The sequence below is a fragment of the Paenibacillus terrae genome, assembly GCF_000943545.1.
In the GTDB taxonomy this organism is placed as follows: Bacteria; Bacillota; Bacilli; order Paenibacillales; family Paenibacillaceae; genus Paenibacillus; species Paenibacillus terrae_A.
This window is the reverse complement of sequence record NZ_JTHP01000008.1, coordinates 78,517-92,888: the sequence shown is the minus strand read 5'-3', so window position 1 is coordinate 92,888 and position 14,372 is coordinate 78,517. Positions and strand designations below refer to the sequence as shown.

General features: G+C 40.5%; 11 protein-coding genes and 1 pseudogene. 8 read left to right on the top strand and 4 right to left on the bottom strand.

What is annotated here, in order from left to right:
* The first annotated feature begins 286 nt into the window (after nt 1-286).
* The 4 genes from QD47_RS06595 (at nt 287) to QD47_RS06580 (ending at nt 5,481) form a co-directional block, all read left to right on the top strand.
* Nucleotides 287-1,090, top strand: a complete 804-nt coding sequence (locus tag QD47_RS06595; RefSeq protein ID WP_152643777.1) for an alpha/beta fold hydrolase — start codon at nt 287-289, stop codon at nt 1,088-1,090.
* Between the two features lie 179 nt (nt 1,091-1,269).
* Entirely contained in the window at nt 1,270-2,010 is a 741-nt protein-coding gene (locus QD47_RS06590) for a LytR/AlgR family response regulator transcription factor (protein WP_044645367.1), read from the top strand.
* A gap of 1 nt (nt 2,011) precedes the next feature.
* Nucleotides 2,012-3,316: an ATP-binding protein gene (locus QD47_RS06585; RefSeq protein WP_044645366.1), complete on the top strand. Its 1,305-nt coding sequence runs from the start codon at nt 2,012-2,014 to the stop codon at nt 3,314-3,316.
* A 125-nt stretch (nt 3,317-3,441) separates the two neighbouring features.
* Nucleotides 3,442-5,481 carry a serine hydrolase domain-containing protein gene (locus tag QD47_RS06580; protein WP_044645365.1) on the top strand — a complete coding sequence of 680 codons (2,040 nt, stop codon included), beginning with the start codon at nt 3,442-3,444 and terminating at the stop codon, nt 5,479-5,481.
* A gap of 45 nt (nt 5,482-5,526) precedes the next feature.
* On the opposite strand, the pseudogene QD47_RS06575 reads toward QD47_RS06580, so the two are convergent.
* From QD47_RS06575 to QD47_RS06560, 4 genes and pseudogenes are all read right to left on the bottom strand, one after another.
* Nucleotides 5,527-6,455 (bottom strand): annotated as a pseudogene (locus QD47_RS06575) (glycoside hydrolase family 5 protein).
* A gap of 111 nt (nt 6,456-6,566) precedes the next feature.
* On the bottom strand, nt 6,567-7,760 hold the full coding sequence (locus tag QD47_RS06570; protein ID WP_044645364.1) for a Ger(x)C family spore germination protein: 1,194 nt from the start codon (nt 7,758-7,760) through the stop codon (nt 6,567-6,569).
* Complete coding sequence (locus QD47_RS06565; protein ID WP_044645400.1) at nt 7,753-8,856, bottom strand: GerAB/ArcD/ProY family transporter; 1,104 nt, start codon at nt 8,854-8,856, stop codon at nt 7,753-7,755. The genes QD47_RS06570 and QD47_RS06565 overlap by 8 nt, the downstream gene beginning before the upstream one ends.
* Before the next feature lie 24 nt (nt 8,857-8,880).
* The gene (locus tag QD47_RS06560; RefSeq protein ID WP_044645363.1) at nt 8,881-10,542 is read right to left on the bottom strand and encodes a spore germination protein; all 1,662 of its coding nucleotides are present in this window, start codon (nt 10,540-10,542) and stop codon (nt 8,881-8,883) included.
* 238 nt (nt 10,543-10,780) lie between these two features.
* Between QD47_RS06560 and QD47_RS06555 the strand changes: the two genes are divergently transcribed.
* From QD47_RS06555 to QD47_RS06540, 4 genes are all read left to right on the top strand, one after another.
* Nucleotides 10,781-11,791, top strand: coding sequence for a LacI family DNA-binding transcriptional regulator (locus QD47_RS06555; RefSeq protein WP_044645362.1), 1,011 nt, complete (start codon nt 10,781-10,783; stop codon nt 11,789-11,791).
* A 403-nt stretch (nt 11,792-12,194) separates the two neighbouring features.
* Nucleotides 12,195-12,851 carry a ribulose-phosphate 3-epimerase gene (rpe, locus tag QD47_RS06550; protein WP_044645361.1) on the top strand — a complete coding sequence of 219 codons (657 nt, stop codon included), beginning with the start codon at nt 12,195-12,197 and terminating at the stop codon, nt 12,849-12,851.
* 19 nt (nt 12,852-12,870) lie between these two features.
* Nucleotides 12,871-13,320: a ribose 5-phosphate isomerase B gene (rpiB, locus tag QD47_RS06545; protein WP_044645360.1), complete on the top strand. Its 450-nt coding sequence runs from the start codon at nt 12,871-12,873 to the stop codon at nt 13,318-13,320.
* A 44-nt stretch (nt 13,321-13,364) separates the two neighbouring features.
* Nucleotides 13,365-14,324 carry a DUF7916 family protein gene (locus QD47_RS06540; protein WP_082067115.1) on the top strand — a complete coding sequence of 320 codons (960 nt, stop codon included), beginning with the start codon at nt 13,365-13,367 and terminating at the stop codon, nt 14,322-14,324.
* The last annotated feature ends 48 nt before the right edge of the window (nt 14,325-14,372 follow it).

Below are 14,372 nucleotides of genomic sequence, written 5' to 3'. Positions count from 1 at the left end.
GAAAATGTTGTGTAACTCACAATATTTTTGGAAATAATTATGATAACTCCTTTATGGTGAGCCAGCTTTTGTTAAGAGCTTTTGAAAAACGCATTGTGAAAGGTCTTTGCGTTTTTTTACGCTTTGTTTTTTTCTAAATCAGCATTTTGCATAATTCGATTTCCAACGCTCGAAAGTACAATAGATAGACGAATTAAACCGTTTCGATCTATATATTGCTGATTTGAAATCTCTCTTGGGATTTATGCAAAATGCTCAAATATAAGCAGTGAGGATGTGTTTCGCATTGCCCAAAACCAATATAAACGGATATAGTATGCATTACACGGATCGTGGAAAAGGGACGGCGATCCTGTTCGTTCATCCTCCAGTGTTGACAAGTTCGAATTTTCAATATCAAATTCAGGAATTGTCCGGTCGTTTTCGTACAGTCGCTTTTGATATTCGGGGTCATGGTCAAAGTGAGCCTTCCAAGAAAGCGATTACCTATCCGTTAATTGCCGAGGATATGAAGCAGCTCATGGACGAGTTGAAGATAGAGAGGGCATTTTTATGCGGTTATTCGATAGGTGGCTCCATTGTGCTTGACTTTCTGTTAGCCTATCCTGATCGTTCCCTGGGCGGCATTATCATCGGTGGCATGTCGGAAGTTGGCGGTAGGGAATTAAAAAATAAAATATCACTTGGACATATGTTCTCCAAACTGGGATTGATCAGTCCGATTGCTTTCTCCACTGCTTGGAGTCAAGCTCATAAAAATTTATCCTTGTTCTGGACGTTGTTTAACGATGCCAGAAAAGGAAACGCCAAAAACGTGGAGCAATATTACAATTATAGTCTGCACTATAACTGTACAGCACATTTGCAGGAAATAAATCATCGCGTCCTGTTGATTTACGGAGAGAAAGACAAACTCTTTTATCCATATGCTCGGTTGTTGCATGAACGATTGCCCCAAAACGAGCTGATTTTTATCGAAGATATGGATCATCGAATTCCTACGAAAGCAGCCAAACCATTAAACCAATTAATTAGCCAGTTTGCAAGCCGCTTAGGCCATGATGTAAAGAGTGAAGAGAACGGAGTCTAGACCTGTATCAAAAGCAGACACTTTTGCTACTATAGCCATGTGAACTGGAGTTGAAGTGCATTTGAGGGATTTGAATTTGCGTTTTATCCAAAAGCTATGTATAGAATATTTAAAAAATTGTATACTGTTCAGACTATAATTCCATGCTACATGCCATGGGAATGAGAGGTATGGCATTTATGTATAGAGTGGCTATCTGCGATGATGAGTACAAGCAAAGAGAGCTTGTTAAAAATATGCTGATCGCTTTATCAATCAAAACAAATATAGAATTTAAAGTGGAGTTATTCGACTCAGGAGAACAACTGGTATCTCATTATCTAAACCATGAATCGCCATTCCATATCTTAATATTGGATATTGAAATGAACGGCATGAACGGAATTCAAACAGCCCAAAAAATAAGGAGTTTGCGTCACCTTGATGAACAGATTGTTTTTTTAACGAGCTATCCCGAGTATATGCTGGAAAGCTTTGACGTGGTCACATTTCAGTATTTAATAAAACCGATTGCTTCCCATATCCTTGAGGAAAAAATGATAAAGCTGTGTCAGTACTTTCAATCTCTCGATAAAAAATTCGTTATCATCAAGTCAGCTTATGAAGAGGTGCTTTTAAAATATGATGATATCATTAGTATTGAAGTGGCCAAAAGCTTAACCATAAAAAACAAGCTGCATTTTGTAACCTCTACACAAACTTATGATAGCAAAGGGATTCTTTCAGATTATGCATCAGCATTAAAGGAGTATAATTTTCTGCAAATTCATCGTTCGATTATTATAAACTTAATTCATGTCAAAAAATTTGCTGGCGGTGATGTTTTGATGTCAAATGGTGTGAAGCTGCCTATTGGACGTTCTAAAGTAAAAGAAGTTAAAGATTTGTATACCAAATTTATGATCATGAAGATGCATTAATATGATGGAATATAACTACCTGCTTCTTAATCTATGTGTTGTACTGGTGATGTGCTTTCAGGTGAATTTTTACTTTAACTCCGTTTTTGATAAATCCAATCGAAAGCCAAATAGAAGATTCATGTATTTCATCATTTTTGGATCACTGAACATCTTATACTTAAATGTTTATTTGTCCCCGACGCTATCCTCTATTTTGGCATTAATCGTCATATTTAGTTTAGCGCAATCTTATACAGTGGAAATCAAGACAAAGATCATTTTTTCCATACTTTATGCTGTATTGTTCACCATTGTTAATTTTATATCCCTGTATATTTTATATGCTGTAGACTCCGTCAAGATTAGCAACTTCAGTCATTTGAGCGGACAAGATCACTTGATATTTTCTAAGGTTATGTTACTCAGCTGTATTATCATGTTTGCTGTCATTCAGATTATACGATTATTTGCCAAACGCAGAACCTTCCCTTTGCATACTCGTTACTACATTTTATTTTTAATCGTTCCCATCATAAGTATATACCAGGTCAATGTTTTATATGTTTATAGTGAAAAGAACCTGTATTATTTTGGTTCTATTATTAGCTTTATTCTCTTAAATGTTTTTATCATATATATTTTCGATAATATCATTGAAAAATTTCAATTAATGCATGAAAATGCTCAATTACAACATCAGATGGACTACCAAGATGCTAACTACGAAAAAACGGTTCACAGCTTCAAAAATATGAAAAGAATCATTCATGATACACACCAACAGTTTTTGTATATTGAAGAATGTATCAAGAGAAATGAATTGGCTGAGGCGAGTGAACATATTAAGGTCACATTAAATAAAATCGAAGGAGCCTATCAAAGGGTTAACACTGGTAATCTGGTTATAGATGCGCTTGTCACAAATAGTCTTAATATTGCTCAGGCCAATGGCATCAAGGTGGATACCCAGCTCAACTTATACTCACAGAAAGTAAATATTGAACGTTATGACTTGTGTGTCGCTCTGGGCAATATGCTGGATAATGCCATAGAAGCATCTAAAAAGGTCAAGATTGCGGACGATAGGTACATTCTTATTAAAATACATTCCAATGAATCTGCGCTTTTCATTCACATCCTGAATCATGTGGAGAATGAAGTTGCCCATTTGCATAGTCAAAAATCAAACCCGGATATTCATGGTATTGGCTTAACCAATATATCCAGAATATGTGACAAGTATGGTGGGAATATGACCATTGAAATGAAAAATAAAATATTTAATAATATGGTTTTGTTGCCATTTTATAAGGACAATCCTTAGACAATATGTTGTTTAGGGATTGTTTTTTTCGTTTAAGGGTGACTTTTCTATATCGAATCCTCGTTCATTGTATGATCAGTTCCAGTAATAAAATCTGGTGAAGCCATAAGAGGAGGAAATATGGAATGAAGAAAATAATAGCTGTGTTCATTTCGGCTATGCTTTTTGTACTGCCGATGACGAATGCTTTTGCTCAAGGTAGTCCTGAACCCATCAAGGAAAAGGCTCACAATCTGGCCTCCGAGTTGGTATCCAAATACGGTGTTAGCGGTGTGCAATATGCCATTATGGACCATGGAAACATCGTATTATCGGATAGCGTGGGTGTAAAGAATAAAGCAACCAACGAGCCGATCACCAAAGATACCATGTTCGGTATAGGCTCTATCAGCAAAATGTACGTGTCTGCTGCAACGATGATGCTGGTGGATGCCCATAAAGTCGATATTGATCAGCCGCTAACAACATACATTCAGGACTTTAAAATGGCCGATGAAAGGTACAAAAAAATTACACCGCGTATGCTGTTAAATCATTCGTCAGGCCTTTACGGTGCCCACTTAAAAAATAGTATGTTATTTAATGACAATGATACAGAAAATCATGATGAGCTCTTGCTAAGGTTGCAATCAGAAACTTTAAAATCAAACCCTGGCGAATATTCCGTATATACCAATGATGGATTTCAATTGCTTGAAATATTGGTTGAGCGGGTGAGCGGTCTAAGTTACACTGACTTTCTGGCAACGCATATTAATACCCCTTTGGGTTTGAAATCTACCAAAACACCTCTCGGCCAATTTGATAGACAAAAGCTGTCCAAAACTTATTTTCCTGGGATTGAGGGGGCCTTACCGGTTGAAAATGCCAATATCATCGGGACAGGAGGCTTATACTCCACCGCAGAAGAGGTGGCTATGTTTTCAGAAGTATTAACAGGGAATAGACCCGATATTTTATCTGCACAATCGGCGAAGTCCATGCAAAGTCATGAATATCGAAAAGGAATATGGGTACCTGAAGAGACAAACAGCTTTAATTATGGGCTTGGTTGGGATGCGGTTCAGTTGGCACCGTTTAGTGATTACGGAATAACTGCGCTATCCAAGGGTGGGGATACTGTTTTGTATCACTCTACTTTGATCACCCTACCAGAGCATCATATCTCTATGGCTGTGCTTTCATCTGGAGGGTCTTCCATCTTAGATAGTATTTTTGCTTCTAACGTTTTATTTGAAGTTTTAAAAGATAAGGGCATCATAAAAGACATCATACCAGATAAAACATTTGAGCCTCCTGTAAAAGTGGAAATGACATCTGATTTACTTTCTTATTCGGGATTATACGGTTCTGTGGGTACAACCATCAATGTAGAGATTAAAAACGGTGAGTTTGATTTACCTGCTCTGGAGGGATTCGTCCCGGCGCAAAAATATGTGTATACAGGCGATGGACAATTCAAAAGCAGTGATGGCAGTGTAGTCGTAAGCTTTGACAAACAAAAAAACGGGAAAACGTATATTAAGGCTAACCTATATTTAAACTTTCCGGGATTAGGTCAAATGGTTATGGTGACTTATGAATATCAAAAGCTTGATGCCAATCCTCTAAATCCTGCAGTTAAAAAGGCATGGGAAAACAGAAACGGGAAAAATTATTATGCTTTGGATGAAAAGATATCTTCTATTTTTTATTTGGCCCCATCATTTATAACGAAAAAAATATCCGTTGATCATGATGGATACGCAAGTGGTACTAAAATTGTGGATGAGAATAAAGCAGTTAATGCAGTTGAGATTCCTGTCATGAGTGGAAGAGATGCATTTGATCTGAATTTCTATACGAAGGATGGTTCAGAGTATTTAACCATAGATGGACAGTCCTATATCCGTGAAGATGCTGTTAAACCTATCCTGGGGGGGAAATCAGTGTACACCATACCATCGAATGGCCAAGCCACATGGTTTAAAATAGATAAAAGATCAGCCAATAAAACGATGACCGTTGATTTTCCAACAAGCGGAGGCTTGGCTGTCTATGATGAAAACGGAGCGGTTGTGGATTTTTCAACTGCCAGCAATCACAATTCGGTTGTATTGCCCAAAGGTGGCTTAATCGTTTTGGGTGGTAATGCAGGGGATGTATTTAAAATCAATTTGAATTAAGCGTGTAGCCGCTTCTGAAAAAATTCAGGAGCGGCTATTGATTGTCTAGAAGATACCCGCTTTTTTCGATGTTTCTTTGATCCCATTGGCTCTGTTAACTACAGTTTTACCCCAATCAGTCAGACTGCCATTAGGTCCTGTTACAAGATCAAGATAGGAAAGGTCGGAATTGTTACCATACCAGGACCAGGCTAACCAGCCTATACCTTTGGATTGGCCGTATCTTATGATTTCTGTCTCATCGACATCCACTCCCTGATGGTAACCGCCAAATTCACCAATAATCAGTGGAAGTCCTTTATTCAGAACGTTATCAATATTGGTGCGTACAGTTTGAGCATCTTTACCAGCGAACTCATACATATGGATGGAGAATACTGTATTCTTCAATGTATCAGCTGCAAAAACAGATGTACCATAGTCCGTGATAGACTGAGGATATTGTCCCCAACCGGCACAATCGACGATTAGCGTATTTTTGATTCCTGCGTTTCTGAGCTTGGGAATGGCTTGTTTGTACCCGTCAGCCCAACCGCTTCCATTCCAAGTTCCATACCATTCGTTAGCAATGTTTACGATAACTCTGTCTTCCTTGCCGATCAAAGCATCTTTTATGCTAATCCAGTAATTCACAGCCGCATCCAAAGACGCATAATCGTCTTTGCCCGTAGCGTCATGAACTTCAAGTACAGCAATCATTTTATGATTTGAGATAAGAGAGATCATATTTTTGACGGAATTAATATCATCCTTGGTATATTGGCTTCCGTTAGAAAGTACAATCCGAACTGTATTGGCTCCTGTATTGGCAATTGCAGGGATGGCTGTAGAAAGGTCGTTTTTGAACCAAGAGTGACCATGATTGACGCCTCTCATGACAAATGGCTTACCTGTAGAGTCATACAATTTGGTACCGCTTACATAAAATCCTGAAGCAGCTTGTGCCTTCGAGAAGAACCCTCTAATCCTATCATGATGAGTAGACCGACTAGCCCTCTAATTAAAGCGTCTAATTAAGTGATTTTATAATGTTTATTAGATATAATACTAACATTGTTATTTATTTGTTAGTTTGTTTAGGCGATTTATTCAGCAGATGAACCTAAATCCGTAATGGATAACTTAACATCGAAAGTTACGGGTATTTGACTGAATTTATAATCCCAATCATTCTTTACTTTTTTCCACGCTTGAGGTTGCTCAATATATAAGCGCTCGCCAAAACCGGCAACATCCACTTTATATTCCGATTGTAGCTTGTGCATAAGAGTTTTAAGCCTTCTTGTTACTTCTTTTTCAAACTCTTTCTCAGCCTTTTTTATGTTTTGTGTCTTGGTCGGGTCCATTTTCTCATCCCAGTCTTCAATTAAACGCCCTTTGGATTCAATCTTGACATGAAAGGAGATGTCGTTTCCCTCGGTCACCTTAGTCGTTATTTTGCTATTTACCGATTTGATCTCATAAGTTATAGGTTGATTCCGCTCATCGTATATTTTGATAGCTCCACCCTCAACATCATCTTTAATCCATGCAATACTTTCCACGTCTTGTTGCCCCAAATTGCCGATCCAGTGGCCGGTGTCTCCCTTAATAATGCCAGCACCTGAAAATTCAAATTCTCCCTGGGATTCTAAAATATTTTGCAAAATATAGCTTTTTTTGGAATGCATCAACCCATCCAGTTCAGATAAATTAGTTCCTCTCATCATCTTGCTGGTTCTAAAATGGCTACGAAGCATATACAAAAGATGAAAGGATGGCACCTCCTCCTTATATTTTGTAACTAATGTGTTAGCTGCTCGTTCCTTACTTAAGAAGACCATGCAGCTTGGACGAATATCATTATCACGAAGCACAAAATCCATCAATTGCTGCATCGTCTGTTGTTTCGCCAGTTCGGTGGAAACCACGATGACCTTTAGATGTTGACCAATAATCGGACGATCCAAGCGGAGGGAGAATTGCCGGAAGATTTCAAGTACAGAATCCCCGGTGCCAGCGATATTTATATAGTTTGGTCCTTGTCCACCGCCTTGTTTACCTGCGCCCCCAAAAGTTTTTTTAGGGACGATTTGCACGCTGGCAGTAATTTTATTTTTCTTGAAGTAACTGCTGCCTTCCTTCTCCAGGTCCTGTTCCAATGGACTGAGTTCACCCTTGTCCAGAGCCAGTCCTGTATATATGCTTAGTTCCTCTACTTCTTTGCTGCTCCAACAACCGGCTTGAGTTGCCAAAAGAATGAAGGCAAGCAGCAAAGATAGGATATGTCGTCTATACATTTTGCTTCATTCCCTTCTTCCTGATCATAAATACGATTGAAAGAAGTACCGGAACCAGAAAAAATAAAATGATTCCCATGTACCCGATTGCATCGCCGAGACTAAACACTTCAGTCATACGTACAGGAGTCATTGTGGAGATAAAGATAACCGGGATTAGGCCAAATATTGCATAACGATATTTAAGGCCAAACACCTGTGAGATACCTAAGGATGCATTGAAGAAAAAACTGCAAAAATTACAAAACATTTGCATCATCCAGATCACCAGCAGCGGAAATTCAAGGCGTTCAAAAAGAAATCCCGGGATTTCAAAACTGCGCATTAAATTAAAGGTGGGCCAGGTACTTGTCACAGTAGAGTCCACAGATAACCCGCCGACCACCATAACGACTGTCAAAAAGTACAAAACCCAAGGGACACTGATTCCCACTACCATGGCCTTGACTGCTTTTTCAGGGTGCTGCAGGAACGCGACCAGTGTCATGATCACCTCACAACCAGTGAAAACAAGGACAGTCGACTTTAGCCCCTTAATTACTGGAAGCATACCTTCACTTAAAACGGGACGCAGATGGTCAATTTCAAAGACCCTTAGGCTAAGGACAAAACAGAGGAGCAGAAAGAAGAGACTGATCGGGAGTACAATCTGGTATAATCGCGCGATGGCATTAATGCCTCCAAAAACCAGATAACTTCCCACCCAGATGAATGGAATCACAATCGCCCATATGGGTGTCCCTTCAAGCAGAAAATATATCGTCACTTCAGCTAAAACGCGAATCTCAAAGCCGGCGATGATTAGATAATATATAATTAATAACAGACTTAAAAATCCTCCCGGAATGATACCCACGATTTTTCTGGAGTATTGATACACGGTGTTTCCGGGAAACTGCTGGCTTAATTTCACCATTAGCAAGACCACCAATATGACAATACATCCGCCGATCAGGACAGAGAGCCATGCATCAGGAGTCTTTACTGTTTCACTTACACCTCTCGGTAGTGTCAAAATCCCTGCGCCCAATACCGTATTGGTCAGGAATACTGACGCCTGTTTGGATGTGATCTTATCATCAGAGCGTCTAAACACCATAATTCCTCCTTCCTCCGGATACTATGATCTGCGCTTGTTTTGCTGAGTTTTCATCATCACGGGTCTTCGCTTCATCAGAGTCAAAGGAGCTCGAATAAACAGATCCTTCCAGTCGCTTAGACGAATAGGGGAGAAGGGAGTAATATACGGTACCCCAAAGCTCTTCAGTTTCGTCATATGGATACAAATTAGCAGAAAGAATAAAACCGTACCGAACATGCCCAGAATGGCTGCAAAGAACATTCCGGCGAAACGCAAAAGACGCAAGGTAATACCCGCACTATAAGACGGTATCGAAAACGAAGAAATGGCAGTGACCGAAACCACAATCACAAGGAATGGGCTAACAATGCCCGCATTTACAGCAGCGTCGCCGATGACCAAGCCTCCCACAATGCCCATCGCAGGGCCAATGGGTTTAGGCAATCGTATGCCGGCTTCCCGCAGGATTTCGATAGAGATTTCCAGAATCATAACTTCTATGACAGATGGAAAAGGGACACCTTGACGGGTTTCAATGATACTAATGACCAGCTTGGTCGGAATCAAACCGGGATGAAAAGATATAAAAGAGATATATAAAGCAGGACCCATAAGCGCTATAAAGGCTCCGAAAAATCGTAACACGCGTAAAAGTGTCCCTGGAATCCAGCGCTCATAATAGTCCTCGGGAGATTGAAGCAGCATACTGAAGGTTACCGGAACAATGAGCGCAAAGGGGGTACCATCAAGCAGAATAGCTACTCTTCCTTCCAACAAAGCACTCATGACACGGTCGGGGCGCTCAGTGTTGTGAGCCTGCTGGAATGGACTTAAATAATTGTCTTCAATAAGTTGTTCCACATAACCGGATTCAGGTAAAAAATCCATGTCTATTTTTGAAATTCTGTGGTTCACTTCTTGAAGGAGCTCCGGATTCACAATATCCTTGATGTACGCGATAACCAGATCTTTTTTGATTCTGCTTCCAACCTGGAATTTCTTTATTTCCAGACTTTTATTTAAGCCTTGACGTCTAAGCATCGAAGTGTTTTCACTTAATACTTCCGTAAAGCCGATTCTGGGACCCCGAAGTAATGCTTCAGAGGTCGGTTCATTCACTGATCGAACAGAACCGTTAGGGGACCCGACCAGGAGTGCTTCCTTCATTCCTTCAATTATTAATACGGTATGGCCTAAAAGGGTTAACTCGTGCAGATTCTCCATATCTGCAACTTCACTAATTTGCGTAAGTGGCATCAAGCTTTCTTTTATAAAAGATTTACTTATACGTTCCGACTGCTCCTGTTGGCCCTCAAACATCAATACCTGCAATACCTGCTTGTTTATAAGCTCCTCATCCTGCATACCTTCTATGAAGATTAACACGGACCGTGCATGAAATTTCTTCACCATAAACTCACGAAAATGCACATCACTATTCTCGCCTATCGCCTCTTGGATGGATTTCAAGTCGGCATCATAGTCCCCCGTAATTTTGGAGCCTGTTTCCTGCTGCTGATCAGCGTGGTCTTTGTCATCCTTAGGACAGTCAGCAGGTTGTTTGGAATGCGCTCCCTTACTGCCTACAAGTGAATATATCGAGGTGTTTATATAATAAACCAATAACGGAAAAATCAACGCGAGGCCGGCCTGAAATAATGTAACCCAGCTTGGAATATAAGGTACTATTTTAGACCACATGATGATAACCCCCAAATGATTCAATTCATTTTATTTCCCCGTGCAATAGCAGGTTGTCCATAAAGTATTCCTTGTAAAGGATTTATTTACTCATTAAACTGTTTGATGACTTGCTATCTCCTCATACTTTGCGGAAACCTCGTTCTACGCTACTTCGTCAGTTGACATTAATAGTAAGACTATGTTAATCTCCAATTAGGAAAACGATTACTCAAAATAACTATTTGAGGGAAATAATATGAAAAAAAATCAGGTGTCAATAAAAGACATTGCCAGATTGAGCGGGGTTTCTGTAGCAACGGTTTCCCGTGTTATTAACGAGAATGGTCGCTTCTCTGAGGAAACACGACAGAAGGTTAATGAAGTAATCCAAAAGTATCAATACGAGACCAATAGTATCGCCAAAAGCCTGCGGATGAGTAAATCGCAGACGATTGGCGTTTTAGTGCCGGATATTAATAATGAATTTTTTTCGGTCATTGTACAAAAAACGGAGAGTTTCTTTTTCAAACAAGGGTACTCTACCATTATATGTAATACTGCCAAAGATGCGGAGAAGGAACGAGAATATCTGAAAACTTTGGATGGGAAAATGGTAGATGGCCTGATCTGTATTTCGGGACAGGAGGAGCTTTCCGCAGAATTGCTTAAACGGCCCATTCCCATTGTATGCATTGACCGTCGGCCGAAGATTAATACGAATGTAGCTTTTATCGAGTCCAATCATTATGAGGGTGGATTTCTGGCGACAGAGGAGCTGATTAACAAAGGCTGCAAGGATATTTTACTGCTGACCAAGCAAAACAATCTTTCCTCTGTTAATGAGCGTCTATACGGCTACAAAGATGCTCTGCAAAAGCATGGACTATCTCCATCTGAGGACCACTTGGTTGCAGTTCGTAATGATGGGCCTACTTTGGAAGCCGCACAGGCTGCTATTGAGCGCGTCTTGGAAAAAAAACTCCGCTTTGACGGCATTTTTGCTACCAATGACTGGCTAGCTCTGGGCGGATTGCTGGCGTTACAGAAACACGGAGTACAGGTTCCCGGTGAAGTCAAAATAGTAGGTTTTGATAATGATACAATTTCCAAATACTGCAATCCACCGTTGACTACAATTGAACAGGATAAAGAAACACTTGCAGATAAAGCCTGCAATACGCTGCTTCGTATGCTGAGTGGAGAAAGGCTGGAACAGGAGCAGCATTATTCCGTCCCGGTACGCTTGATACAACGCAGTACCACCTGATTTCGTGTTCAGATAACATCTTGGATTAGCCACGGGAGAGGTAACGTAAGGTATGTTCTATCTCACATAGTGTAAGATGGTTCTACCACGTTATTCTTTTCCCGTGCAAGATCCGACAAAAAAATGTTTGACAACAGTATCATTAAATGATACTTTAATTACGTCGAATGTAATCGTTTACTCAAACGAGTACAGAAATCAATAATACGTGAAAGAAAGCAACACGTGATGGATTTCAATCCATAACTGTTATTATTATTTTTAATGGGTAAACGTTATCTCAACTATTTTTCTCGTTGCCAAAGGGCATAAAAAACAATCTAATGAGTTTTGTGGGAATTGTAAATTATATTATGTCGTTTGAGTAATCGTTTACTCAATTTCTTGAAAAGGGTGATTATTAATGAGTATGCTATTATGTCCTTCTATGATGTGCGCCAATTTCAGGTCATTGGAACATGAAGTAAACGCACTGGAAGAAGCGAATGTGGATATTTATCACATTGATATTATGGATGGTAGATTTGTCCCCAACTTTGGAATGGGGCTTCAGGATTTGGAGTATATCCGTAAGCAAACCCAAAAAACAGTAGATGTACATTTGATGATTGACAACCCTTCTGCCTATATTGATTTATTTGCTGATAAGGGTGCAGATATCATTTACTTTCATCCGGAGTCTGATATGCATCCGACGCGCACAATTGATCGAATTGTTGGAAGAGGGGTAAAAGCAGGAATTGCCCTTAATCCGGGAACGGCTATTGCTGCGGTGGAACCTTTGCTTGGCATGGTCGACTATGTGCTGGTCATGACTGTAAATCCGGGTTTTGCAGGTCAGAAATATTTACCTTTTGTGAATGACAAGATTCAAGCACTGCAAGCATTTAAACATGAAAAGGGATTGAATTATACAATCGTGGTAGATGGGGCTATCTCCGAAGAGAAGATCAACGAATTGACACACTACGGCGTTGAAGGATTCGTTTTGGGGACATCCTCTTTGTTTGGTAAAGAAGAATCCTACAAAACCATCATTAACAGATTAAAAAATATCTAATTTGGGGAGGAATAGAGCCATGAAAATTGCCATCGGGAGTGACCATGTGGCTGTAGAGCTGAAAGCGATTATTTCGGCTTACGTTCGTGAGTTGGGTCATGAGGTCATTGACTACGGGCCGGAAAATTCGGAAAGAACCGATTATCCGAAGTATGGAAAAATCGTTGCAGAGGCTGTTGCTGGGTTGCAGGCTGATGCAGGTATTCTCATTTGCGACACAGGCGTGGGCATATCCATCTCGGCCAACAAAGTGAAGGGAATTCGTGCCGTAGTATGCAGTGAGCCTTATTCGGCACAGTTGTCCAAGCAGCATAATAATACGAATATTCTTGCATTTGGTGCGCGTGTCGTGGGAAGTGAATTGGCGAAAATGATTGTAAAATCATGGCTGGAGGCTGAATTTGAAGGTGGCCGCCATGGCGACCGCATAAAAATGATTTCAGATATTGAAGAACAGCATTTGTGCTGATATAGAAGGGTTCATAAAACATAAATGATTTGGAGGAGATTACATTGGCTAAAAGATTAATCGCGAGCACGAAAACGGATATTTTGAAATTTAGCGCAGCAGATCTAAAAGAGTCCATTCTGGCTTCTGAAGGGCGCGTCATTATGGGACAACATCTTGTAATGATAAACACCGGTTTGGTTGATGGTGTCACCAATGCGGAAATCCAGGCTGCCTACGGCGCAGATATGGTTATGCTGAACGGCTTTGATATGATCAAAGAAGAATCCAATATCGGATTGCGTGAAATGAAGCATGGCAAGCTGGCTGAGAAGCCGTACAGCCTGAAGCAAATCAAGGAATGGGCCGGTGTTCCGCTTGGTATTTATTTTGAGTGTCCAAGCCCTGATGCACAGGTTGCGGGAGAGCAATATGTAGAGGCCAAAGAAGGCAGAGTCGCTTCCAGAGAGAACTTCCTGCGCGCCCTGGAGATCGGAGCCGATTTTATCGTATTGGGAGGCAACCCTTCCGCGGGTACAACCTTTGAACGGATCATTGAGGCTACCAAACTGGCAAAAGAAACGCTGGGAGACAAAATCTTGATCTGCGCCGGAAAATGGGAAGACGGCACCATCGAGAAAGTACTGGGTGATCCGCTGAGCGAGAGACCTTCCAATGATATTATCAAGGATTTGATCGATTCGGGTACTGACGTTATTACGTTGCCTGCTCCTGGCTCCAGACACGGCATTACAGTGGAGCATGTTAGACAGTGCGTAGAGTTTGTCCATTCGTATAAACCGGGAACTCTTGCTCTTTCTTTCCTGAACAGCTCAGTTGAAGGGGCAGATGTTCAAACGATCGCCTGGATCGCACTCATGATGAAGCAGACGGGTGCAGATATCCATGCTATTGGAGATGGTGGTTATGCAGGAACACCTCTTCCCGAGAACGTGTACCAGCTTGCATTATCCATTAAAGGACGCAGACATACAATCAAGAGAATGGTAGGGAGAAGTCGGTAACGATTGACCCGCGTAATTTAAAGACTCTATATCCTTTTCGTACTCCTT

Coding starts and splice junctions, on each gene's coding strand:
- QD47_RS06560 (WP_044645363.1), bottom strand. CDS start 10,542: ATGTGGTCTAAAATAGTACCTTATATTCCAAGCTGGGTTACATTATTT.
- rpiB (WP_044645360.1), top strand. CDS start 12,871: ATGAAAATTGCCATCGGGAGTGACCATGTGGCTGTAGAGCTGAAAGCG.
- QD47_RS06590 (WP_044645367.1), top strand. CDS start 1,270: ATGTATAGAGTGGCTATCTGCGATGATGAGTACAAGCAAAGAGAGCTT.
- QD47_RS06580 (WP_044645365.1), top strand. CDS start 3,442: ATGAAGAAAATAATAGCTGTGTTCATTTCGGCTATGCTTTTTGTACTG.
- QD47_RS06585 (WP_044645366.1), top strand. CDS start 2,012: ATGATGGAATATAACTACCTGCTTCTTAATCTATGTGTTGTACTGGTG.
- QD47_RS06570 (WP_044645364.1), bottom strand. CDS start 7,760: ATGTATAGACGACATATCCTATCTTTGCTGCTTGCCTTCATTCTTTTG.
- rpe (WP_044645361.1), top strand. CDS start 12,195: ATGAGTATGCTATTATGTCCTTCTATGATGTGCGCCAATTTCAGGTCA.
- QD47_RS06555 (WP_044645362.1), top strand. CDS start 10,781: ATGAAAAAAAATCAGGTGTCAATAAAAGACATTGCCAGATTGAGCGGG.